At 64.7% G+C, this 21788-nt stretch carries 18 protein-coding genes and 3 pseudogenes; 10 read left to right on the top strand and 11 right to left on the bottom strand.

Annotated features, from left to right (window positions below; all coding sequences use genetic code 11):
- Positions 1 to 169: 169 nt before the first annotated feature.
- The 6 genes and pseudogenes from ACAD63_RS14040 to ACAD63_RS14015 form a co-directional block, all read right to left on the bottom strand.
- Complete coding sequence (locus ACAD63_RS14040; RefSeq protein ID WP_133098594.1) at positions 170 to 1231, bottom strand: 3-keto-5-aminohexanoate cleavage protein; 1062 nt, start codon at positions 1229 to 1231, stop codon at positions 170 to 172.
- A 24-nt stretch (positions 1232 to 1255) separates the two neighbouring features.
- On the bottom strand, positions 1256 to 2176 hold the full coding sequence (locus ACAD63_RS14035) for a TauD/TfdA dioxygenase family protein (RefSeq protein WP_135706260.1): 921 nt from the start codon (positions 2174 to 2176) through the stop codon (positions 1256 to 1258).
- 449 nt (positions 2177 to 2625) lie between these two features.
- Positions 2626 to 3768 (bottom strand): DUF3300 domain-containing protein, encoded by a 1143-nt coding sequence (locus tag ACAD63_RS14030; RefSeq protein ID WP_434032862.1) that lies wholly within the window; start codon positions 3766 to 3768, stop codon positions 2626 to 2628.
- A complete protein-coding gene (locus ACAD63_RS14025) occupies positions 3765 to 4664 on the bottom strand; it encodes a DUF2950 domain-containing protein (protein WP_434033995.1) in 900 nt (299 codons plus the stop codon). Before ACAD63_RS14025 ends, ACAD63_RS14030 begins: the two co-directional genes overlap by 4 nt.
- 148 nt (positions 4665 to 4812) lie before the next feature.
- Positions 4813 to 4869: pseudogene (locus tag ACAD63_RS14020) on the bottom strand (hypothetical protein); the annotation flags it as partial.
- A gap of 81 nt (positions 4870 to 4950) precedes the next feature.
- Positions 4951 to 5122: pseudogene (locus ACAD63_RS14015) on the bottom strand (anion permease); the annotation flags it as partial.
- A gap of 105 nt (positions 5123 to 5227) precedes the next feature.
- Between ACAD63_RS14015 and ACAD63_RS14010 the strand changes: the two are divergent.
- The 6 genes and pseudogenes from ACAD63_RS14010 to ACAD63_RS13985 all read left to right on the top strand — a co-directional run bounded on the left by ACAD63_RS14010 (position 5228) and on the right by ACAD63_RS13985 (position 12224).
- Positions 5228 to 5866 (top strand): 2Fe-2S iron-sulfur cluster-binding protein, encoded by a 639-nt coding sequence (locus ACAD63_RS14010; RefSeq protein WP_434032861.1) that lies wholly within the window; start codon positions 5228 to 5230, stop codon positions 5864 to 5866.
- 15 nt (positions 5867 to 5881) lie between these two features.
- Positions 5882 to 7531: an FAD-binding protein gene (locus ACAD63_RS14005; RefSeq protein ID WP_434032860.1), complete on the top strand. Its 1650-nt coding sequence runs from the start codon at positions 5882 to 5884 to the stop codon at positions 7529 to 7531.
- 19 nt (positions 7532 to 7550) lie between these two features.
- A pseudogene (locus tag ACAD63_RS14000) lies at positions 7551 to 8018 on the top strand (NADH-quinone oxidoreductase subunit F); the annotation flags it as partial.
- A 35-nt stretch (positions 8019 to 8053) separates the two neighbouring features.
- Entirely contained in the window at positions 8054 to 8389 is a 336-nt protein-coding gene (locus tag ACAD63_RS13995) for a hypothetical protein (RefSeq protein ID WP_133098587.1), read from the top strand.
- A gap of 156 nt (positions 8390 to 8545) precedes the next feature.
- Positions 8546 to 9586: an AraC family transcriptional regulator gene (locus ACAD63_RS13990; RefSeq protein ID WP_133098605.1), complete on the top strand. Its 1041-nt coding sequence runs from the start codon at positions 8546 to 8548 to the stop codon at positions 9584 to 9586.
- A gap of 409 nt (positions 9587 to 9995) precedes the next feature.
- A complete protein-coding gene (locus ACAD63_RS13985; RefSeq protein ID WP_434033994.1) occupies positions 9996 to 12224 on the top strand; it encodes a penicillin-binding protein 1A in 2229 nt (742 codons plus the stop codon).
- Positions 12225 to 12256: 32 nt separating this feature from the next.
- On the opposite strand, the gene ACAD63_RS13980 is transcribed toward ACAD63_RS13985, so the two are convergent.
- Together ACAD63_RS13980 and ACAD63_RS13975 are read right to left on the bottom strand one after the other, a co-directional pair.
- Positions 12257 to 12871, bottom strand: a complete 615-nt coding sequence (locus tag ACAD63_RS13980; RefSeq protein WP_434032859.1) for a cysteine peptidase family C39 domain-containing protein — start codon at positions 12869 to 12871, stop codon at positions 12257 to 12259.
- A gap of 728 nt (positions 12872 to 13599) precedes the next feature.
- Positions 13600 to 13869, bottom strand: a complete 270-nt coding sequence (locus tag ACAD63_RS13975) for a hypothetical protein (RefSeq protein ID WP_240745959.1) — start codon at positions 13867 to 13869, stop codon at positions 13600 to 13602.
- On the opposite strand from ACAD63_RS13975, the gene ACAD63_RS13970 reads away from it, so the two are divergent.
- Entirely contained in the window at positions 13868 to 14962 is a 1095-nt protein-coding gene (locus ACAD63_RS13970) for a hypothetical protein (RefSeq protein ID WP_255519981.1), read from the top strand. The two genes, ACAD63_RS13975 and ACAD63_RS13970, sit on opposite strands and share 2 nt — an antisense overlap.
- A gap of 89 nt (positions 14963 to 15051) precedes the next feature.
- On the opposite strand, the gene ACAD63_RS13965 is transcribed toward ACAD63_RS13970, so the two are convergent.
- The 3 genes from ACAD63_RS13965 to galU are packed head-to-tail and all read right to left on the bottom strand — an operon-like array spanning position 15052 to position 17162.
- A complete protein-coding gene (locus ACAD63_RS13965; RefSeq protein ID WP_195432147.1) occupies positions 15052 to 15867 on the bottom strand; it encodes an undecaprenyl-diphosphate phosphatase in 816 nt (271 codons plus the stop codon).
- Between the two features lie 33 nt (positions 15868 to 15900).
- Positions 15901 to 16254: a hypothetical protein gene (locus ACAD63_RS13960; protein ID WP_195432149.1), complete on the bottom strand. Its 354-nt coding sequence runs from the start codon at positions 16252 to 16254 to the stop codon at positions 15901 to 15903.
- Positions 16255 to 16265: 11 nt separating this feature from the next.
- Complete coding sequence (gene galU / locus ACAD63_RS13955) at positions 16266 to 17162, bottom strand: UTP--glucose-1-phosphate uridylyltransferase GalU (RefSeq protein ID WP_434032858.1); 897 nt, start codon at positions 17160 to 17162, stop codon at positions 16266 to 16268.
- A 770-nt stretch (positions 17163 to 17932) separates the two neighbouring features.
- Between galU and ACAD63_RS13950 the strand changes: the two genes are divergently transcribed.
- From ACAD63_RS13950 to ACAD63_RS13940, 3 genes are read left to right on the top strand one after another with little or no spacing between them, the layout of a single operon-like run.
- Positions 17933 to 19072, top strand: coding sequence for a polysaccharide biosynthesis/export family protein (locus ACAD63_RS13950; protein WP_135705150.1), 1140 nt, complete (start codon positions 17933 to 17935; stop codon positions 19070 to 19072).
- Positions 19069 to 19506, top strand: coding sequence for a low molecular weight protein-tyrosine-phosphatase (locus ACAD63_RS13945; protein WP_135705151.1), 438 nt, complete (start codon positions 19069 to 19071; stop codon positions 19504 to 19506). Before ACAD63_RS13950 ends, ACAD63_RS13945 begins: the two co-directional genes overlap by 4 nt.
- Before the next feature lie 19 nt (positions 19507 to 19525).
- Entirely contained in the window at positions 19526 to 21760 is a 2235-nt protein-coding gene (locus ACAD63_RS13940; RefSeq protein WP_434032857.1) for a polysaccharide biosynthesis tyrosine autokinase, read from the top strand.
- The last annotated feature ends 28 nt before the right edge of the window (positions 21761 to 21788 follow it).

Raw genomic sequence — 21788 nt, 5'->3', positions numbered from 1 at the left:
CGTGACATCGTGCTATCCATACATGAATACCCGGCTGGATATAACGAGCCGACTGTCTTCCCCAGCAGGTGGAGCGCGCCGGGTGCGGGCGCTTCACATGCTAGACGCGATCAGGGCAGGTACAGGGACGGAGGATCTCTGTACCTCCACGCGGCCTGATCCTTTCAGATCAACGGCGTGCGTGCTGGGTGAACCCGACCTGGCCAGGCTTGCGGTTCGGCGCGAAACCATTCTGCGCCAGCGTCTCGTCGGCGCCGTCGTAGAACGTGCCGATCTTGTAGATCTCACGCGCTTCCTTCGCACTGGCAACGTCCCGGCCGAACTCCCGCGAGATGCGCACGAGTTGCTCGATCTGTTCGACCGTGCCCGTCTTGCGGTCCCGCCGCTGCGTCCAGATGTTGTCCTCGATACCACAACGCACGTGCAGCCCCATGGCGATAGCCATCATGTTGAGCGGAAGCACGTTGAGCATCGAGGTTTCCAGGGTCAGCACCGAGCCGTTGGGGCAGGCCCTCACGAAGTTCGCCAGGTTGTAGAGGTTGGGCGCTTCGAAGCCGCCGCCGATTGCCACCCAGGTCAGGATCAGTGGCACGTTGCAGGTGCCCCGGCGCATCATCCGCTCTACCGTTTCAAGTTGCGCGATGTTGGCAAGCTGGAAGTGGGTCTGGATGCCGTTGCTGCTGAGCCGGCGGATATGCTCTTCCACCCATTCCGGTCCGGCGGGGATGGTCATCTCGCGATAGGCGCGATAATTAGCCGGCTCGGCCAGGGACGTTCCGGCCACATCTGCCGCGCACATCTGCTCGACCACATTCATCTGGTTGGTGTTGATCGCGATCGTCACCTGGTCCGGCGTCGGCTTCAGTTCCGCAAGCATATGGCGAGTATCGTCCGACAGCCACCTGGCCACATCCCCCTCGCTCTCCGGCGCAAACGAGATCGATCCGCCCACTTGCAGGATCATGTCCGGCACGCGTGCCCGGATGCCGGCAAGCAACTCATTGAACTTGGACAGGCGCTTCGAGCCTTTCCCATCGGCTTCGCGTACGTGAACGTGCAGCACGGTAGCGCCGGCGTTGTAGCAGTCCACTGCCTTCTGGATCTGTTCCTCCATCGTCACCGGAATATCTTGCGGAAAATCCGAAGGCATCCATTCCGGGCCATAAGGGGCTGCGGTGATGACCAGCTTCTGCTGGTTCTCCGGGAACAGCGAACCGTCGATGAAATCCATGTCTCTCTCCTTGGGATAAATAGTTCAGGCCTGGGCCGGCTGTGCGGCGTGTCGCTTGACGTCGCCCTCGCCGATTCCGAATGGCTTCTCGCCAATGCCGAACGGCTTGTCGCCGACAATGCCGGCGCGCTCCATCTTGCGATGGCAGGGCGCGTAGTCCATTACCGCGTAGTGCTGGGTGCTGCGGTTATCCCAGATCGCCATGCTGTTGGCCTTCCAGCGCCAGCGCACCTGGTATTCGGGAATGAAGGCCTGGCTCACCAGGTAACGCAGCAGGTCGGCCGCACCGGGGTTGTAATCCTGGCCATAGCGCACGTACGCAGGCGTATGGAAGTTGGTGAGATGCGTGGTAAAGGCATTGACGAAGAGGATCCGCTCGCCGGTTTCCGGGTGGATTCGTACCACCGGATGCTCGGGATCCGGGTACTGCGCCTTCAGCGCCAGGCGCTTCTCGATTTGCATGGCCGCGCCGAAACTCGCCTCGATGCTGTGACGTGCTCTCAGGCCGGCAATTTGCGCCTTGACGTGACCGGGCAGGTTCTCGTACGCGAGAACCATGTTCGTCCACATCGTGTCGCCGCCGACCGGAGGGGTTTCTACACAGCGAAGGACACAGCCCATCGGAGGTGCCTCGCGCCACGTGGCATCGGTATGCCAGGCGTTTTCGTAGCGGTCCATCGGCTGGTCCGGCCGCTTGTAGATCTGGACGAGACCCGGATGCTCCGGATGGCTGCCGGCAACGGGATGGTCTTCGAGCTTGCCAAAGCGCTCGGCAAACGCGACATGCTCGGCGCGAGAAATATCCTGGTCTCGCAGGAACAGAACCTTGTGCCGCAGCAACGCGGCGCGGATCTCATTGAACAAGCCATCGTCATGAATGGCATCGGAGAGTTTCACGCCAACGAGTTCGGCGCCGATGCTGGCGGTCAGTTGTTCTACGCGCATCATTCGGCCTCCGAACGCACCATGACTGAATCGGAATGTGCTAATTCAGCAAGGCAGACTTCGGCAACAAGATGCGCAATGCAATAACCGGGTGTAGCCATTCTGTGTCTCCTCTTGATATGGGTCCAACGCATATTGCGTTGTCATCAAGGTAAGCGTGGGGGCTACGTCCGGACTTTGCTTTCCATGCCAGAAGCTTTGCGTTCGGCGCCAGGAAACGGCGCTGGATGATTCGGACTTGATCGTGGTCAAATCAGGGCGGCTAGCCGGCAAGAATAAGGATCTCTCGGCTGACGCGACTGGCGCCGGCGTCATTCCAGCGCGCGAAGGAGGGGGCGCGAGGATGGATATTCTGCGTCTTTGTGCCGATGGATTTCCCTTGCGCTTCGGGAATCCGGTCATGTCGGGAGCCAGGTGCCAGTGCACCACTCCAAACGGGCATTGGTTCCCTAACGTCGTCCACCGCCACCACGCCCGCCGCCAAAGCCTCCGCCGCGTCCGCCGCCAAATCCGCCGGCCCGGCCGCCGCCCGAGTGCAGGCTCTGGTTTCCGCGGCTGACATCACGCTGCACGGCACTGCCGCCGCGGCCCACGCCCTGGAAGCCGTTGTCCCGGCCGCCGGTGGCGTCGCGCCCGCGGAAGCCGGCGCGGCCCGACGCATCGGCGGTGCTCCTGCCAAATCGTTCGCGCGTGGCGCTGTCGCGGTAGGCCACCCCCTGGCGGTGCCGCGCGTCGTGCTGCCAGCGGCCCTGGTCCAGCTTGCTGGCGTCGAAGTTGCGGTCGATATTGCGGGCCTTGTGGTGCTCCACATGGACGCCGCCGTTGTTCCAGTCGCAGTCGCCGAAGATGGCGACGGCCGCGGCCAGGCCGACGCCCCATGCGATGCCGCCAAGGAAGGCGTCGCCAGGATAGTAGGGTCCGTAGGGTGGCCAATAGTAGTACGGGTATCCTGCATAGCCCCAGCCGCCATAGACAATGGCGGGGTCATACACCGGCACGTAGATCACGTCGGGCTGCGCCGGTTCGATGCGCACGATGGTCTGCTGCGTGGATTCGGCCGCGGTCGCGGGTTCCACGATCACAGTTTGCTGCGGCCCCGACTTGAGGTGGCCGGCCTGCTGGGCGCGCACGCGCAGGCGTTGCACCGCAGCCATCACGTCCTTCTGCTGGGCCAGGAAGGCATCGCCCAGCTTCTGGGTCCAGTCCAGCTTGTCGCCCATGGGTCCAAGGATCTGCGGAAACGCCACCAGCGATTTCACGCTGACGTCCCAGGTTTCGTTCTGCACCGCCTTGACCGCGGCATCGCCCTTCAGGTCAGGGCGCTCCTTGAGCCAGCGCGCGGCGAGGGCGACCTCCAGCGGATAGGTGGACGCCATCAGCACCTGCGACAGCAGCGGATCGGGGTAGAGCGCAATCGGGGCGACCAGGGCCTCGATTTCTTCTGCCTTGTACGGGGCGGGTTCGCGCTGGACCTGGGTCGGGCCGCCGCCAGGCAGCGCGGACGCCGGCGTTGCGGCCGGCGGCCCGGCGCCCTGGCATCCGGCCAGTGCCAGTACGCCGCAGCAGGCCATGGTGAGGATGCGATGGCTCATGGCGACACCTTCCTCCAGCCCGGGGCTGGGTCAAAGGTTTTCGTTGCAGCGGCCTTGGCCGCGCTGTTGGGCCCCAGGTCGCGTTCGTACACTTGCCCCTTGTGGCTGACGATGAAGCTCATCACGCCGGTGTCGCCGTAGCGCACCGGCCAGGCCATGACCGCAAAGCCGCCGAACAGCTTGCCGTCGACGACATAATTGAGCGCACCGCCGTCGCCATGCGGCCCTTGCGCGGTCAGCAGCTTGTAGTGGTAGCCGTGGTAACCGTCCTTGCTTGCATTGCGCGTGCCGGCGTCGCGGAAGGCCGGGCCGAGCGGGCTCGGTGACTCGCTCGAGGTGGTCGGCCAATAGAGCCCGTCATGCTTGTCCGGGGTGCTGGACAGCCTGCTGGCGTAGACCAGCCGCTTCTCGCCATCGTGCATCGTCTGGGCGTATTCCGCTTGCGCATCGCAGATCGCCTGCATGGTCTGGATCACCGCAAGCTCGTTGCGGCCGATGCGGCGCACGCGCATTTCTTCGACACCCGCCCGCGTGTCGAATTGCCAGCCGCCTGGCGCCTTGACCAGCGGCACCGGCAGGGTCCAGCCATCGTCGCCGACCGCGATGAAGGCATGTTTGTCCGCCTGCTGCAAGCGATGCGATTGCGCCCAGGCGGTGTCGAACCGTTTCCGTACTTCGGCGCCGGCCGGCGGAATGATGTCGCGGAACTTCGGCCCCAGCATGCGGCGCATGGCGACCTCGTCGTCGGCGCGCACCGCCTGGCCGAAAGCCGCCATTGCCGCATCGGGCGAAGCGAAGACCTGGCGCGCCTGGGCATGCGCCGGAGTTGGTGCGAGCAGGTAAAGGCAGGCCACGGCGGCGGCTGCACCAAGCGAAAAACCACGGGATCGCGCCATCGCCGGCGGATGCGTTGAACTCGGTTCGTGGGCCATGGTGGGAGGGCTCCGTATCAAAGCAGCAGCGGCACGCCGAGCGCGAGGACGCGGCGATGTAGATCACGCCGAAGATGGCGCCAAGCCGCCAGTAGTCTCCGGCGGGCAGGTAGCCGCTGCCGAAGTAGACCGGGCTCGGACCGGTGCCATAAGGTGTCAGGATGCCCATGATGCCCAGCGTCAGGGCCAGTCCACAGTGCCAGCGCGATCAGCACCAGCAGCGCAAGCAGCAGCTCGCGCCGGTTTGGCGCGCCCATCTTCTGCAGTTCCTGCGCCGCCCAGGCCGGCACTTCGGTGCCTTGCTTCACTTCCGGCGGATACAGCAGGTATGCGAGCAGCGGCACGGCCAGCAACAACACGATGCCTGCGGCGACCACGATCGCTGCAACGACGGGCGCAAGCGCCTTCAGCCAGGTTTCCATTACGGCTCCCTTAGGCAAAGACCTTCGGTGTGCTATGGTTTTATATGACCTTTTCGACCCTGGCGCCAGTGTGAAGTGGGCGCCGCCGATTCCACGGGGCATGCGATGGTACGTCTGAGCATCGAAGGGCGGCAGATCGAAGCACCGGAAAACTGCTCCATCCTGCAGGCCTTCCTGCATGCGGGCGAGACGCTGGTCGAAGGCGTTGGATGCATGGGCCAGGGCGTGTGCGGCTCGTGCCGGGTCATGGTGCGGCGCAGCGGCGAGCAGGACGTGCGCACGGCGCTGGCGTGCGAGACGCTCGTCGAAGACGGCATGCAGGTCGCGTTCCTGGACTACTTTACGGCGACGGAGCGGCACGTCTACCACATGGAAGAGATCGGCGAGAGCTGGGAGGCCTTGCAGGCGATCTCCACGACCTTCCCCGAGGCCGCGCATTGCCGCCACTGCAGCGGCTGCGACCGCGCCTGCCCGAAGGAACTCGATGTCCAGCAGGGCGTGCAGTTCGCCGTCGAAGGCAAGCTCACCGCTGCCAGCCAGGTCTTCGACGAATGCGTCATGTGCAACCTCTGCACGCTGGCCTGCCCGGAACACATCCGCCCCAATCATCTCGGCCTGTTCGTGCGCCGCATGATCGCGGCGCAGACACTGCGGCCCGCCAACCTGATGCTGCGCCTGCAGCAGATCGAAAGCGGGGCGATGACGATCGACTTCGACGCGCCCGGCGCACAGCCGCCGCGCTGACGGAGGCACACGACCATGCCGACCGGCATCCCCTACGACGAAGCGCGCCGGCGCTACCGGCCCGGTGTGGCCGCGCCGATGCGCAGCGACGAGACCAACGTTGACGCCCTGCTCAAGGCCTATCACCCCGACCACGGGCCCAATGCGCGCGTCGCGTTGGCCGTCGGCGTGAACCGCGGCGAACCCTGCCAGCCGGATCTCGCGCGCTGCCTGCAGGCTAACGCGCTGATCGACGATGTCGACATCGCCGGTGCGCAGCTGGTCTCCACCGATGTGCTGATCATCGGCGGCGGCGGGGGCGGCTGCGCGGCGGCACTGACCGCCGCCGCGCAGGGCGCACAGGTGATCCTTGCCACCAAGCTGCGCCTTGGCGACAGCAATACCGTCATGGCCGAGGGCGGCATCCAGGCGGCCATCGGCGAGGATGACAGTCCCCAGCTGCACTTCGAGGACACCTTGCGCGCCGGTCATTTCCGCGGCGAGCCCGAGCTTGTCGCGCAGATGGTGATGGACGGCCCCGACGTGATCCGCTGGCTGATCCGGCTGGGCATGATGTTCGACCAGGAGGAGGACCGGCCCTTTGGCGGCAACCTGCTTCGCAAGAAGCCGGGCGGGGCGTCGGCCGCGCGCATCCTGTCCTATCGGGACTACACCGGGCTGGAGATGATGCGCGTGCTGCGCGAGGCGGTGGACCTGGAACCCGGGGTTGCAGTGTGGAACCGCTGCCCCGCGGTCGAGCTGCTGTCCGACGAGCGCGGCCGCTGCGCCGGCGCCGTGATCTACAACCTCGAATGGCGCACCTTCATGCTGGTGCGCGCGCGTGCCGTGATTCTCGCCACCGGCGGGGCGGGGCGACTGCACCTGAACAGCTTCCCCACGTCGAATCACTACGGCGCGACCGCGGACGGCCTGGTGCTTGCCTATCGGCACGGCGCGCGGCTGCGCGAGCTCGACTCGTTCCAGTACCACCCCACCGGCATCGCCTACCCGCCGCACCTGGCGGGCGGGCTGATCTCGGAAGCGGCGCGCTCGGCTGGCGCACGGCTGATCAACGGCGAGGGCGAGCGCTTTGTCGATGAGCTCAAGCCACGGGACATCGTGGCCTCGGCCATCCTGCGCGAATGCGCGCAGGGCCGCGGCATCGAGCGGGGCGGGCAAGTCGGGGTATTCCTCGACACGCCGACGCTGGAAATGGAAAACCCCGGCATCCTGGCCAAGCGCCTGGTCACGCTGCGCCATCTCGCGCACAAGTGCGGGCAGGATGTGGCGCAGGAGCCTTTCCTGGTCTATCCGACCCTGCATTACCAGAATGGTGGTGTCGCCATCGACAAGGATGGCGCGACCAGCGTGCCGGGACTTTACTGCGAGGGCGAGGTCACGGGCGGCATCCACGGGCGCAACCGGCTGATGGGCAACGCGCTGCTCGACATCCTGAGCATGGGCCGGCGTGCCGGAGTTAGCGCGGCACAGGCAGGGCGCGGCGCGATGGCCGTGCGCGCCGGCATCGGCCACGTGCATGCGTGGCAGCGGGAACTGACGCTCGCCGGGCCGCCGCTGCATGTCAAGGCACCGCAGCTGTTCCCCGGCTACGCCCATTTCGACCTGCGTGTCGATGCCGGATTGGGCGCCGGCGTACGGGGCCGCACGGTCGGCGGCACGCGGTGAGCGATCGACGGAGCGCGCGATGGAACCCCTGAATCAGGTACTCCTCAAGGAGGACATCCACGTCGGTGCGGACCTGGAGCGCTGGCTTGCGCGGGGCGGCGGAGAGGGGCTGGCCAGGGCGCTGCGCGATCCGGCCACGATCATCGCCGAAATCGAACAGGCGGACCTGCGCGGCATGGGCGGCGCCGGCTTCGCCACGCATCGCAACTGGGCACCGGTGGCAGCGGCCCCGGATGGCGACAAATACATCATCTGCAATGGCAATGAAGACGAGCCGGGGACGTTCAAGGACCGGTTCCTGCTGGAGCACACGCCACACCAGGTGATCGAGGGCGCATTGATCGCCGCGGCTGCCACCCGTGCCAACCATGTCGTGCTGTACGTCAATCCGCACCAGCCGCTTGCGCTGGACATGACGCGCCAGGCCGTGCGGCAGTGGCAGGCGCACGCGCAGTTCGCCGACCTGGCGCAACTGGTAGGCGGCCCTGGCCACGGCCACCACTGGAAGAGGAGCGTACCACCATGAAGCCCACGCGCATTGCCCTGATTGCCGCTGCCATGCTGTCGCTGGCGGGCTGCACGTACTATGGCTATCCACCCACGGCGGGCGCGCCGGCCAGCTACGATCGTTCGTTCTATGCGGCCGCGGATGCCATGCGCGACCAGGGCCTGGTGATCGCCAATCAGGACGCGATGGCCGGCACGGTCGTCGGCAGCAAAGATGGCGATACCGTCACGGCCACTGTCCGCCAGCAAGGCGACGGCAGCGTGCGGGTGGAGTTCAATGCCGCGAGCACGCGCGATCCAGGCCTGATCGAGCGCGTTTCCCGCAGCTATGACCGCCGCATGGGGCGCTGAAAGGCGCCACGGCGGGCCGTCCGCCATCTGCTGGTGATCCCGGCAGCAATCGCCGCCGGATAATCGCCGGCGGAGGCCGGACGCCACGGGTTTCTCCCGCTTGACAGTGGATCACAGGCTTTTATCATTCCCTGTCACGTTTCACTCGGCCCTGCGATGTCGTCTCTTGTCCGCGCTGCGGCCCTCACCAACTACAGCGAGGTCGCCCTGGCTGCCGGGCTGGATCCGGTGCGGATGCTCCTTGACGCGGGCCTGAGCCCGAGCGTCCTGCGCGAGCCGGACCTGATGATCCCGGGCGAGCGCGTCGGGCGGCTGCTGCAGGCGTCCGCGACCCTGTCGGGCAATGAAAGTTTCGGCCTGTGCATGGCCGAGTCGCGCCTGCTGTCCAACCTCGGGCCGGTAGGATTGCTGATCCGCGACCAGGCGACCCTGCGCGACTCGCTGCGCGTCCTGATGCGCTATCAGACCCTGCTCAACAGTGCGCTCTCGCTGGCGGTCGAGGAATGCGACGGGCTGGTGATCATCCGCGAGGCGGTCATCGCCGGCAACGCCCATCAGCCCACGCGCCAAAGGGCGGAGCTCGCACTCGGGGTCATCGTGCGATTGATCCGGCAGCTGCTGGGACCGGACTGGGAACCGCGGCGCGTCTGCTTCGAACATCCCGCGCCACGCGACCTCGGTACGCACCAGCGGTTTTTCGGACCTTGCATCGAATTCGACCATGAATTCAACTGCATTATCTGCACGAAGGCCGATCTCGACGCCCGCAATCCCTCCGCCGATCCCGCCATGGCGCGCTACGCGCAACAGCTGGTGGATGCCTTTGCCATTTCCCGGCAAGTGACCATGCTCGATGACGTGCGGCGCATCATCCCGTTGCTGCTGCCCGGCGGGCGCTGCACCATCGAGCAGGTGGCGGACCACCTGGGCGTGGTGTGCCGCACGGTCCAGCGCCGGCTGGCGGAAGAAGGGCAGAGCTTTTCGTCGATCGTCAATGACATCCGCACGGAACTCGCCGCGCGCCATGTCCTGGAGAGCGATCGCCCGTTGACCGAGGTGGCGACCCTGCTCGGTTTCTCCGCGCCAAGCGGATTCTCGCGCTGGTATCACGCGCAATTTGGCTGCAGTCCCAAGGAGAGCAGGGCGGCGCGGGGCGCAATGCGCCGGCCGGCCGGTTCCCTGCAAGCCAACACCTAGCACCGCGGGAAGCCATGCCAGATGCGACGTTCCGGTTGCCGGCGGCGACCTGGCCGCTGCCGGCACGAGTTCCGTGTGCGCGAGCTTGTCTACTTGCCTCGCCGGCTTTTGCGGCCAGGGAAGAGGAGGGCTGCGAGCAATAGAGTGCCGACGGTCAGGATGAGAATGTCTTGCATGCCTATGCCTCCCATGAAGATGCCCGATCGAGCGGCCCAATTTAACCGCTCCCCTGTCGCAAGGCTATCCGGCTTTGTCCGACAGGCAATCTTCGTGGGAAATGCCGGTAACTCCGTCCAAATGAAACAGATGTAATCGAATGTAAGTGCCGCGATTTACGCGGGCATTTGGCAACAGACGGGTTCCGGTACTTTGGTACGATCCCGCTCTTTCCGCCAAGCGTCCCGCCGTCGTGAATCGCCGCCCTGTATCGTTGTTTCGAGATTTCTGCGCACGGTGGCTCATCCGCATCCGACCCTTGGCCGTTGCCAGCATCCTGACAGCCAGGCGCGCCTTCAGCGGCGCACTGCGCCGCCTTCGCCGCCCGACGCGACGAGGCATCTTGCTGACCCTTGCTGCAGTGCCCGCGCTGTTCCTGCTGTACGTGCTCGCGCTCGTACCGTCCACACCCGCTCTCGGCGACATTCGGAAAGCTCGCATCGACCGCCCGGCGATCATCGTGTCCGGCGATGGCAGGGTGCTCGACGAGTTCAAGCCGGTTAATCGCGAGTGGGTGTCGCTCAGGCAGATCTCGCCGTACGTGCTGGACGCATTGATCGCAACCGAGGATCACCGGTTCTACGAGCATCACGGCATTGACTGGCTGCGCATGGCGGCGGCTGCGCTGCATACGTTGTCCGGCGAACGCCAGGGCGGTTCGACGATCACGCAGCAGCTCGCGCGCAACCTGTACCCCGACCAGGTTGGCCGCGCGCCGACCCTCGCGCGCAAAGTCAGGGAGGCGATAACGGCGCTCAAGATCGAAGCCGTGTACAGCAAGGACCAGGTCCTCGAGACGTACCTGAACAATGTACCGTTCCTGTACAACGCCTACGGCGTGGAAATGGCGGCGCGCACCTACTTCGGCAAATCGGCCCAACAGCTCGATATCCTCGAAGGCGCGACACTTGTCGGCATGCTGAAGGCCAACAGCACTTACAACCCCGTGTTGAATCCGTCGCGCGCCGTGCAGCGGCGAAACACTGTGCTTGGGCAGATGAGCAAGCACGGGAAGCTCAGACCCAATGCCCATATCTGGCTGAGCCGGCAACCGCTCAGGGTCAATTTCGCGGTGCAGCCCGCGCCGAGAAGCGCAGCACCGCACTTTTCCGTGCAGTTGCGCAAATGGCTGATCGCATGGGCCGAGCGCAATGGCTACAACATCTACGCCGACGGACTGGTCGTGCGCACGACCATAGATTTCCGGCTGCAGGCCATGGCGTTGCAGGCGGTGGACTGGCAGGCCAGCCAGCTGCAATGGATTGCGAATGAGGCCTGGAGCGAACGCCGGGGCTGTGGGCCGGACAACGACCTGTTCCGGACGTTCATGCGGCAAACGCCGGAATACCGCACCGCACGCGATGCGGGTCGGTCGGATGAGACGGCGCTCAGGAGGCTAGGCAGGAACCCGGCGTTTGTCCGTGACCTCTGCCGAAGCAAGACCCAGGTCCAGGCGGGATTCATCGCGATCGATCCGCGCAACGGCGATATCAAGGCATGGGTCGGTAGTCGTGATTTCACTGACGCGCCGTTCGATCACGTGCAGCAGGCCCGGCGCCAGCCCGGGTCTACGTTCAAGCCCTTCGTCTACGGGGCGGCGTTCGCGGACGGCGCCCGCCCGGACGATACGCTCGTAGACCGCAGCGTTGCCATCCCACTGCGCGGGCAGGCGATGTGGCGGCCTTCCGATGCGGAGCCGCCAACTGGCCGGCCGGTCACGCTGCGCGACGCGCTGGTGTACTCGCGTAATCGCGTCACGGCGCAACTCATGCAGGAGACGCGGCCCGAGAAGGTCGCGCGCCTTGCGCACGCGATGGGTGTGCGAGAAAGCGCGCTCGAACGGGTACCGTCGCTCGCGCTGGGCACGAGCCCGGTCACGCTCAAGGAAATGGTCTCGGCTTACAGCACGATTGCCAACCGCGGCGCCTATGTCGAGCCGCGCATGGTCACCCGCATCGAGGATCACGAGGGCAAGGTGCTCGCCGAATTTAAGAGCGCATCGCCGGAGCAGGCACTACCCGCAGGCGCAGCGCAAACACTCGTCGACGTGATGCGCGACGTCGTGGTCCGGGGCACCGGAGCGCAGATCCGGACGCGCTTCGGCATTCGCGCCGACGTGGCGGGCAAGACGGGCACGACGCAGGACAATGCCGACGGCTGGTTCATCCTGATGCATCCCCAACTGGTCGCGGGAGCCTGGGTGGGCTTCGATGATGGACGTGTGACGCTCGGCGACTACTGGGGGCAGGGCGCGCGCAGCGCCCTGCCGATGGTGGGCGCGTTCTACGACATGGCGCTGCGCGCACGAGTGGTCGACCCGGGGGCGCGCTTCAGTCCCGAGACCCGGGCGTCTCGTAAAGTCCATACGGCCCATACGGCCCATACGCCGCAGCATCGGCGCTTCCTGTTCTGGGGCGACTGAAGAGGCTTGGCGCCAATCGCTTTCCGGCATGGCTAACTGCCAACGACGGCAGCCTCGTCCGCACGCCGCCTGCGCCGCGACCGGAACACCTTGTGCGCAGAGGCAGTCAGCCGGTCCCAATGGTGGCGCCAGGATGGGCGCGTCGCGGTACCGGTCGAACGGCCCGGCTGCGCTGGCTCCATATCTGCTTGCGCTTCTGCCTGAGTTTCTGCCCGCGTTTCTGCCCGCCCTTCTGCCTGCGATAAAGGCTGTACCAGGATGGCGTACCGGCTGTACTGGGCCAGCAACTCATCCCGACTAACCTCCTGTTCACCGCCACCCCAACCCGGCAGCGCGACCAGCAGGCGTCCGTGCTCGCGGCGCTCCAGCAGTACGCACGGCCTGCGCTTGTGTAGCAGCAGGATTACCGGTAGTACGCGGTCAGGGATCGTGTCCAACTCCATCTCCGCGAGCCGCGTCGACAAGCCCGCGTGCGCCGCCGCGTCGCCCAGCTGCGGCAACGTGAGGCGGTGTGGCAGCCCTTTCAGGACGCCCGTCGGGATTGGCCGCTGCCATACCCGGTTGAGCAGCAACAGGCAGCCCAGCAGCGGATCATCCGCGCCCGTCAGACGTTCCCTGCCCGCAGGCGGCTCGCGGTGGCTGGCCATGGCGTCGCACTGGGAACTGCCGGGCCACACAATGGGTGTTGTCCAGGGTGGCGCGACACGTGACGCCTTGGGCCGCTTCTGGGTCGACCTTGGCGTCGGTGTTCCAACTGGTTCAGGCGCCTCGCACAATAGAAGCTCGGCAGGCTCGTGCGGCCCGCACGGGTTCCACTCACCCATGATTCCCCCCGGTTTCAGTGGTGTGGCAGTTTCATGCAAGCGTAGTGCACTAGGACACCCGTTCCCATCGTTCAGACAGGGGACTTCGAGGCTGATTCGGCTTTGAAACACCAGCTGGATCATGCACTCCGGGCCAGTGCCGCCAAACCGCGAGGACAAGTGGGCAGAACAAGCCGAAATCCTTGCCGCAGGCCGGGGCGGCCGGTGTGTTGATGACACCCACGTTTCATTTTCCGAACATCCTTTCGGGGGAGTCTGTCCTTGGCTTGCCAATGCGCGGTCCCGGGCGGAATAAAGCTCCCGCTTTCGCGGGGTAGACAGCGTGTGCACGCAACCTGTGCCCGAACTCGCGATAGTGGCCTCGATGACCCGAAAAGCCTTGTACGTAAAGGCTTTGTGGGAATCCGCGAGGCCCGTCGACCGGCCCGCATGCAATGGCCATCGTGCGCTCCGGCAACCGCCTCCGACCCGGTCCGATGCACGCTGCGGGCGCTCCTGGCGCGTACCCGGCGCTCGTCCATAGGGGCGATTTTTCTTTCCAATTCCGCCAGCTAGATTGAACGCATCGTTGGCGTCAGCGCAAGCGATCGGATCTCAATGTAGCTAAAAAAAGCCGGGAAAAAGGGGGTATTCATGAAACGCATCCACATGAGGCTCGCAGCGGTACCGTTTGCCTGTCTGATTTTCACGGTGGCCGGTTGCGGAGGAGGCGGGGGCGACTCGGCCCCCGCCAGCACCAATTCCGCCGCGACAACGACGGGCAACACCGGGCCGTCCACGTCCACGAACGCGCCAGCGCCAGCCGACGCGGGCAGCGCCATGCTGTCCGGTACCACTGACCCCGGGCCCGAAATCGGCAAGGACGGGGACTATTACCTGAATACCGCGACCTGGATGCTGTTCGGGCCCAAGGCAAACGGCGCGTGGCCGGCGGGGGTGTCGATCGCAGGGCCGGCGGGCGGGAGCGGCGCCCAGGGCAACACCGGCACCGGCGGCAATACGGGCCTGGCGGGCAATACCATCCTGTCCGGCTCCACCGATCCGACTGACGGCGTCGGCAACAATGGCGACTACTACATCAACACTTCGACCTCGACCCTGTTCGGGCCGAAGGCGGACGGCACCTGGCCGCCGGGCGTTCCGCTGGGTGGCGGCACCGGATCGTCGGGCCCCGGCGGCGGCACCGTGCTGACCGGCGCGGGGGCTCCGGACAACAGCGTCGGCAACAATGGCGATTTCTACCTCGATACCAACACCTGGACGCTGTACGGGCCCAAGGCCAACGACCAGTGGCCGGCGGGGGTGTCGCTGGTGGGGCAGTCAGGCAGCGGCGGGACCGGCGGCACGGGCGGTACCGGTGGCGGCACGGTTGGCAATGGCGGCCACATCCTGTACGGCAGCGGTGCGCCAACCGACAGCATCGGCGTCGATGGCGATTTCTATTTCGATACCTCGACTTCGACGATGTACGGGCCGAAGCAGGACGGCAAGTGGCCGACCACCGGCGTGACGATGACGACGTCGACTGTGTACAACGGCAATTTCAACGTACCGGACACGCTTACCCGCGGCCATTACGTCATGACCGGCGCCGGCGGTGCGGTGCCACGGCCGTCCGACTTCGGTGTCGTGATTCCATATGACTGCACCCGCGTCACGCTCACTGCAAGCACGCTTGGCAAGGTGCAGGGATCGCTGGACATCTCGGTGTACAAGGTGACGGGGGCGGGCGTTACAGCGAGCCTGTCGGAGGTTGGCAGCCTGAGTTGCAAGGTGACCAACGGCCTGCAGAGCTGCACCCGGGAGGTGGCCGCCGGAACCGTTCTCCACAACGACAAGCTGCAGGTCCAGGTGGACACCAACCAGGCCACCGACTGGGGCGGACTGGCCGTCAACCTCGCCTGCGCCAAGTAAGCTGGCTGGATCAGGCGCGTCCCGTGGCCGGGCATCGAATTGCCCGGCCACGTAGGCGCGGCTTGCCATATTGCGGGCCCAGACCAGGCTCAAAGCGATGGGACAGCGGTCATGACCGCAATCAGCAGGCCGAGTGCGATGCGATACCAGGCAAATACCTGCAGCGAATGTCGCGCGACAAGGCGGATCATCGCATTGACGACAAACAGCGCCGAGATGAACGCCGCGGTAAAACCGGCGGCAATGGCCCAGAGGTCTGCCATGCTGAGCAAATGGTAGTGCCGCATGGCGTCGTAGCTGGCGGCGCCCAGCATGGTGGGGATGGCGAGAAAGAACGAGAACTCGGTGGCGGCTTGCCGCGACACGCCCGACAGCATGCCTCCGATGATGGTGGCGCCCGAGCGGGACGTGCCGGGGATCATGGCCACGCACTGTGCAAAGCCGATGCCGATGGCTTGCTTCCAGCCGAAATCTTCGATGGTGTGAATGCGAGGCACTGCCCTGCGCCGCTCCACCCAGAGAATGACCAGGCCGCCCACGATCAACGCAGCCGCGACGACAGGGGGATGGAAGAGCCGGTGCTTGATGGGCCCGATGAGCAGTGCGCCGATGACCGCTGCAGGCAGGAAGGCGACCAGCACCGCCGTGGCAAAGCGCAGCGCCTCCGGATCCCTTCGGACCACGCCCTCGCACAGGTGCGTGATTTTGGCACGGTACAGCCAGCACACGGCCAGGATGGCGCCGAGCTGGATCACCACGTCGAACACGCGCGCCTCGCTGGACGCAAAGTCGATCCAGTCTCCGACCAGAATCAGGTGCCCGGTGCTCGATACGGGCAGGAATTCCGTCAAGCCCTCGAGAATGCCGAGAAAGAACGCCTTGCCCACGTGGATCCAGTCAATCATGTGGCTGCTGCCTCTCTGGTTGCGTTGCTGAGATTACAAGCGGGCATATGAGCCACCGCCGCCGTAAGCAAACAATGGATCAGGCCGAACCGTCTCGTAGTCCCGGATGCGCATCGCGATGCTGGTGTACGCGTGGACGTATTCTTCGAGCGCTGCCTTCGGGTTCCTGCCGATCACATCGTAGATGGCTTCGGCGAACTCGGAGTCGGTCCAGACCGTTCCCGCGTGGGCAATGACCTCAGCCATCGCGCGGTAGAACCTGCCCTCATCGACAGGGTGTGCGCTGTACCAGGACGGATGAGTGAGCCACTGCCTGAGCGCCTTGGCAATTTCGCTTTGTGCAGACATCCGGGTGTTTCCAGTATGCTCGGGCGGAGCGAGGATCATCGCGTCTGCTTCTAGGCAATCACGCTGTCAGCGTAAAGGCAGCCACGCCGCTCCAGGTAGCTGCGGAACTCTGCGCCGGTTTCATGGTGCTTGAGCGCATAATCGACCGTCGCTTTCAGGTAGCCCAGCTTGCTGCCGCAGTCGTAACGCGTGCCCTGGTAACGGTAGGCCAGCACCTGTTCGTGGCTCAGCAGCGACTGGATCGCATCGGTCAGCTGGAACTCGCCGCCGGCGCCGGGCTTCAGTGCGCGCAGGTGGTCGAAGATGCGCGGCGTCAGGATGTAGCGGCCGACCACGCCCAGGTTCGAAGGGGCCTCTTCCGGCGCGGGCTTCTCGACGATGCCCGATACCTTGATCACGCCTTCGCCCCATTCACGGCCTTCGACCACGCCGTAGGAGCGGCTCTGCTCGGGCAAGATCTCTTCGACCCCGAGCACCGAGCAGTTGTAGTGGTTGTAGGCATCCACCATCTGTTTCATCACCGGCGGGTTGCCGTCGATCAGGTCATCGGCCAGCATGATCGCGAACGGCGTGTTGCCAACCAGCTTGGCCGCGCACAGTACCGCATGGCCCAGGCCGAGCGCCTCGGACTGGCGCACGTAGAAGCACTCCACGTTGGCCGGCTTGATCGAGCGCACTACGTCCAGTAGTGCCCGCTTGTTCTTGGCCTCGAGTTCCACCTCCAGTTCGAAGGCCTTGTCGAAATGGTCCTCGATGGCGCGCTTGGAGCGGCCGGTGACAAAGATCATCTCGGTAATGCCGGCGGCCATGGCTTCTTCCACGGCGTACTGGATCAGCGGCTTGTCCACCACCGGCAGCATTTCCTTCGGGCTGGCCTTGGTGGCGGGCAGGAAGCGGGTGCCCAGGCCCGCAACCGGGAAGACGGCTTTGCTGACGCGACTCGTCATTTGAGTTGCTCCCTTCTATTTGATAATGCTGCTAACGGCAAAGAAAGAGGGTGTAGGCGCAACAGGGAATCGATCGCCTACACCCTTAAGTCGGCAACGGGGTGCCACCGGGAATTGTGCTGCGTCGCAGCATCCACGGTACCCCCCACGCGTTGGGACAGGAAGAAGGCAAAAACGTGGTTGGCGCGACGGCAAATGTCAGTCAGCCAGATCATTGGAAACTTTCCCCACCTCGGTGTGGGGCCTACCGAAGCGGGGTAAGACGGGTTTCGCCGCCCCTCAATAATCAAGGCCGGCAAGCACTGACCCCGTTGCCGCTCCCATAAGGGTGTAGACGCTTCCCCGCGTCTACACCCTCTTTTTTGGGCTTTCGCAAGTTGCGCGAAGCAGGGCATTAGGCCCGGGGCGGCCTGCTCGACGAGGCGCCCGTCGACCCCGACACCGCTTCATTGCCGTCCATTCCATTTTTCGTTTCCACTCTGATGGGGGGATCGGAAACTTGCTGAAAACGCCGGTTGCGCCTTGAAGATGTAGTCCCACGGGCCATAAACTTCGCCGGTCATTTGCGAAATGACGCAGTGCAAAAAGAGCGCGCCTCCGCGCCGTGCAACACGAAGCCAACACCGCCAGGTTCAAGTCCGCAGGCAATGCAAACAAGCGGAAAGGCACCCACGTGTGCCATGTCGAACCAGCGGAACCGCCGCTGCTCAACCCGCCAGGGAGACGGCGGGCAATGCGGGTCTTCTTGCAAACAAGGGAATCATCGAGACGTGCTAAAGCTTTCAAGCAGATTGAGGTTTGGCAGGGCCGCCATGTGCGTGGGGATCATTCCATTGCTGGCTTCCTGCGCACTCGCGCCAGGCATGCGCTTCGACCCACAGCGTCCGCTCGACCCGGAAGATCCGGAATCGGTGCCCAGGATCACGCAGATCACGCCGGCGCTGGTGCGTACGCTGAAGGCCACCACGCCATCGGTAAACGTCGGGGTGGAGGAGCTGTACGACGTTCCAAAGCCCTATACCGTGGGCGTCGGTGACATCCTGTCGATCGTTGTTTGGGACCACCCGGAGCTGGTGTTCCCCACGCAGACTTACTCGATCGGTGCGGCCTACGAGATACCGAGCTACAGCGGTGCCGCCAACATACCGGGCTATGTCGTCAGCCCTGCCGGCACCATCCAGTTTCCTTATGCCGGTGTGCTCAAGGTTCTCGGCCAGACCCCGGATCAGATCCGCGGGCAACTGAGCACCCAGCTAAAGCCCGTCGTCAACATGCCGCAGGTCACCGTACGTGTGCTCGCCTTTCGCAGCAAGCGTGTCTACCTCGACGGCGAAGTGAAGACGCCTGGCCCGCAGAATATCGACGACGTGCCGATGACCCTGGTCGAAGCGCTCAACCGCGCTGGCGGTGTCAACGTCCTGACCGGCGATAACAGCCGCATCCGCATCTCGCGCGACGGGAAAAATTACTTCGTCAGCCTGCCTGCGCTGTTGCAGCAAGGCATCGACCCGGCCAGCATCCTGCTGCGCAACGGCGACATCGTGCGCGTGGAGCAACGTGAGGACAGCAAGGTCTTCGTGACCGGCGAAGTCGTGAAGCCGACCCCGGTAATGCCGCGGAACGGGCGGCTCACGCTCAGCGAAGCGATTGGTGAAGCTGGTGGCCTGAACCCCAACTCCGCCAACGCCAAGGAACTTTACGTGATCCGCAAGGGTACGGACGGACAAGCCGAGGTGTTCCACCTTGACGGCAAGTCGCCTGTGGCATTTGCGCTGGCCGAAGCGTTCGAATTGAAGCCGAGGGACGTTGTCTACGTGGATGCCGCGGGCGTGGTCCGCTGGAGCCGTGTGATCAACCAACTGCTGCCGAGCGGAAACTTCTTCACGTCCACGGCGAACGCAGTCAAATGATCAAGACCGTACTCGTGGTGTGCATCGGCAATATTTGCCGGAGTCCGATGGCGGAGGGCCTGCTCAGGCAGGCGCTGCCCGAGGGCGACGTCGGCTCCGCCGGGCTGGGTGCGCTTGCCGGACAGGCTGCCGATCCGAAGGCGGTGGACCTCATGAGTCAGCAGGGCGTGGACATTTCGGGCCATCGGGCCCAGCAACTCAGTTACGCCATGATCCGGCGCGCGGACCTGATACTCGTCATGGACGGCGCCCAGCGCCAGGAGATTCAGCGCTTGCACCCCGCTACCACGGGGCGCGTGTTCCGCCTGGGCGAACTGGGAAAGTTCGATGTGCCGGATCCCTATCGCCAGCCACGTCCGGCCTTCGAAAATGCGCTGCAACTGATCCGGCGCGGCGTGGAATCGTGGGTGCCTCGCATCCGGGCCCTGGGTTAAACATACTGTCCTGCCTCCAATGAACAATTCCACTTACGTTCCTGTCGCGGTGCCCAGTCAGTCAGAAGAGATCGCCCTCGTTCGCTATCTGGACGTGCTGGTGGCAAGCCGCTGGCTCATCGCGGCGATTGCCATTGCCATCCTTGCGCTTGGGGTGAGCTATGCGTTCCTGGCGCGGCCGGTTTACGAGGCGAATATCCTCGTGCAGGTCGAAGACAGCCAGAACAGTCCCAACGGCCTGCTGGGCGACGTCTCCTCGCTGTTCGACGTCAAGACGCAGGCGACCGCGGAAATCGAGATCCTGCGCTCGCGAATGATCGTCGGCAAGGCGGTGGACAATCTGCGGCTCTATATCGATGCCAAGCCAAAGTATTTCCCGTTGATCGGGCCATGGATCGCGAGCCAGTCAAAAGGGCTTTCCGAGCCGGGCCTGTTTGGCACGGGAGGATATGCCTGGGGTTCGGAATCCATCGCGGTTTCCACGTTCGACGTACCCGAGGAACTGCAAGGCGAGAACTTCGTACTGACCAGCCTGGGTGATGGCCGCTACCGGCTCGAGCAGAGCAGTCTCGACAAGCCCATCGACGGCCGTGTCGGGGAAACCGTAGAAGCGGACCATGCCGTCGGGAAGATCCGGCTGCTGGTGAGCGCACTGAAGGCGAAGCCCGGCATTGTCTTCAACCTTGTGCGGAACTCTCGTTTGAAGACAGTGGAGCAGTTGCAGCTCCAGTTGAATATCGCGGAGAAGGGCAAGCAGAGCGGCATGATCGGGGCCTCGCTCGAAGGCAACGATGCCAGGCTGACCGCGGCGATCCTGAACGAGATCGGTGACGAGTACGTGGCGCAGAACATCAATCGCAAGGCCGCGGAAGCAGAAAAGTCCCTGCTGTTCCTGAATAACCTGCTGCCGCAGCTGAAGGGCGAGCTCGAACGCGCCGAGGTCAAGTACAACGCCATGCGCAATGAGCGTGGCACCTTCAACCTCAGCGAAGAGGGCAAGGCATTCCTGCAGGAGAGTGTGACGGCCGAGACCTCGCTGCTCGAACTCAAGCAGAAGCGTGCCGAGTTGCTGACGCGCTTCGCGCCGGGCCATCCTTCCATGCAGGCCCTGGACCAGCAGATCGCCACGCTCGGTACCAAGGTCGGATCGATCGCCAGCCGTGTCAAGGCCTTGCCCAACCTGGAGCAGGACACCTTGCGCCTGATGCGCGACGTCCAGGTCAACAACGACCTCTACGTCGGCATGCTGAACAATATGCAGCAGCTCAAGCTGGTGAAGGCCGGTAAGGTCGGCAGCGTGCGCCTCGTGGATGGCTCGCCGGTCCCCGAGGAGCCGGTCAAGCCAAAGAAGGCCCTGGTGATCGTCCTGGCCGCGGTGCTGGGCCTGCTGGCGGGCGCGGTCGTGGCCTTTGTCCGCAATGCCTTGTTCGGCGGGATCACGGATCCCAAGGACATCGAGGAACATACCGGCCTCAACGTGTATGCCACCGTTCCGCAATCCGAGCACCAGATCAGCCTCAGCAAGGAAATCCATTCGCGCAAGCGGGGCCAGTATCTGCTGGCGGACCGCTACCCGAACGAGCCATCGGTGGAAAGCCTGCGCAGCCTGCGGACATCACTGCAGTTTGCCATGCTGGATGCGAACAACAACCGCGTGCTGCTGACCGGCGCGACGGCCGGCGTGGGCAAGTCCTTCGTCTCGGTCAACCTGGCGGCGTTGATGGCGTCGGGCGGCAAGCGTGTGCTGCTGGTGGATGCCGACATGCGCAAGGGCTACCTGAACCAGTACTTCGGCAAGGACCGGGATCCAGGATTGTCGGACGTGCTCGCCGGGAAGCTTGCGCTGGAAGAGGTCGTTCACCGCGACGTCGTCCCGGGGCTGGATTTCATCGGCACGGGGACCATACCGCCCAATCCTGCCGAGCTCATGCTCAGCGAGCGCATGGTCAGGCTGCTCGAAGGCCTCAGCGATCGCTATGACATGCTCATGATCGACACGCCCCCCGTGCTGGCGGTCGCCGACGCTGCGATCCTGGCCGAACGTTGCGCCACGGTCTTCCTGGTCACGCGCTTCGGCAAGAGCTCGATCGGCGAGATCTCGGAGTGCGCCAAGCAGCTTGGACAGGTAAACGTGAGTGTCAAGGGGGTGATCTTCAACGGACTGGATCCCAATGCCTTCCGCTATGGCTACGGTTCCAAATACGGGCGCTATCGCTATGCCTACTACGGCTACGGCAATGGCGAGAAACCGTAACGCCGAAGCGCATTGGCCATCGTGGAAC

Origin of the sequence: Cupriavidus sp. a3 (assembly GCF_051015765.1) — a bacterium.
In the GTDB taxonomy this organism is placed as follows: Bacteria; Pseudomonadota; Gammaproteobacteria; order Burkholderiales; family Burkholderiaceae; genus Cupriavidus; species Cupriavidus oxalaticus_A.
The sequence above is the reverse complement of the archived record's forward strand: the minus strand, read 5'-3'. Positions and strand labels throughout refer to the sequence as shown.

Bases quoted from the DNA above. Each gene is read 5' to 3' on its own strand.
- ACAD63_RS14040 (WP_133098594.1), bottom strand. From the start codon at position 1,231: ATGGATTTCATCGACGGTTCGCTGTTCCCGGAGAACCAGCAGAAGCTG.
- ACAD63_RS14025 (WP_434033995.1), bottom strand. From the start codon at position 4,664: ATGGCGCGATCCCGTGGTTTTTCGCTTGGTGCAGCCGCCGCCGTGGCC.
- ACAD63_RS13980 (WP_434032859.1), bottom strand. From the start codon at position 12,871: ATGGCCAGCCACCGCGAGCCGCCTGCGGGCAGGGAACGTCTGACGGGC.
- ACAD63_RS13965 (WP_195432147.1), bottom strand. From the start codon at position 15,867: ATGATTGACTGGATCCACGTGGGCAAGGCGTTCTTTCTCGGCATTCTC.
- ACAD63_RS13995 (WP_133098587.1), top strand. From the start codon at position 8,054: ATGAAGCCCACGCGCATTGCCCTGATTGCCGCTGCCATGCTGTCGCTG.
- ACAD63_RS13975 (WP_240745959.1), bottom strand. From the start codon at position 13,869: ATGGCGCTGCCCGCGTCGGCTGGCGCTGGCGCGTTCGTGGACGTGGAC.
- ACAD63_RS13940 (WP_434032857.1), top strand. From the start codon at position 19,526: ATGAACAATTCCACTTACGTTCCTGTCGCGGTGCCCAGTCAGTCAGAA.
- ACAD63_RS13970 (WP_255519981.1), top strand. From the start codon at position 13,868: ATGCTGTCCGGTACCACTGACCCCGGGCCCGAAATCGGCAAGGACGGG.
- ACAD63_RS14030 (WP_434032862.1), bottom strand. From the start codon at position 3,768: ATGAGCCATCGCATCCTCACCATGGCCTGCTGCGGCGTACTGGCACTG.
- ACAD63_RS13990 (WP_133098605.1), top strand. From the start codon at position 8,546: ATGTCGTCTCTTGTCCGCGCTGCGGCCCTCACCAACTACAGCGAGGTC.
- ACAD63_RS14010 (WP_434032861.1), top strand. From the start codon at position 5,228: ATGGTACGTCTGAGCATCGAAGGGCGGCAGATCGAAGCACCGGAAAAC.
- ACAD63_RS14035 (WP_135706260.1), bottom strand. From the start codon at position 2,176: ATGCGCGTAGAACAACTGACCGCCAGCATCGGCGCCGAACTCGTTGGC.
- ACAD63_RS13960 (WP_195432149.1), bottom strand. From the start codon at position 16,254: ATGATCCTCGCTCCGCCCGAGCATACTGGAAACACCCGGATGTCTGCA.
- ACAD63_RS13945 (WP_135705151.1), top strand. From the start codon at position 19,069: ATGATCAAGACCGTACTCGTGGTGTGCATCGGCAATATTTGCCGGAGT.
- galU (WP_434032858.1), bottom strand. From the start codon at position 17,162: ATGACGAGTCGCGTCAGCAAAGCCGTCTTCCCGGTTGCGGGCCTGGGC.
- ACAD63_RS14005 (WP_434032860.1), top strand. From the start codon at position 5,882: ATGCCGACCGGCATCCCCTACGACGAAGCGCGCCGGCGCTACCGGCCC.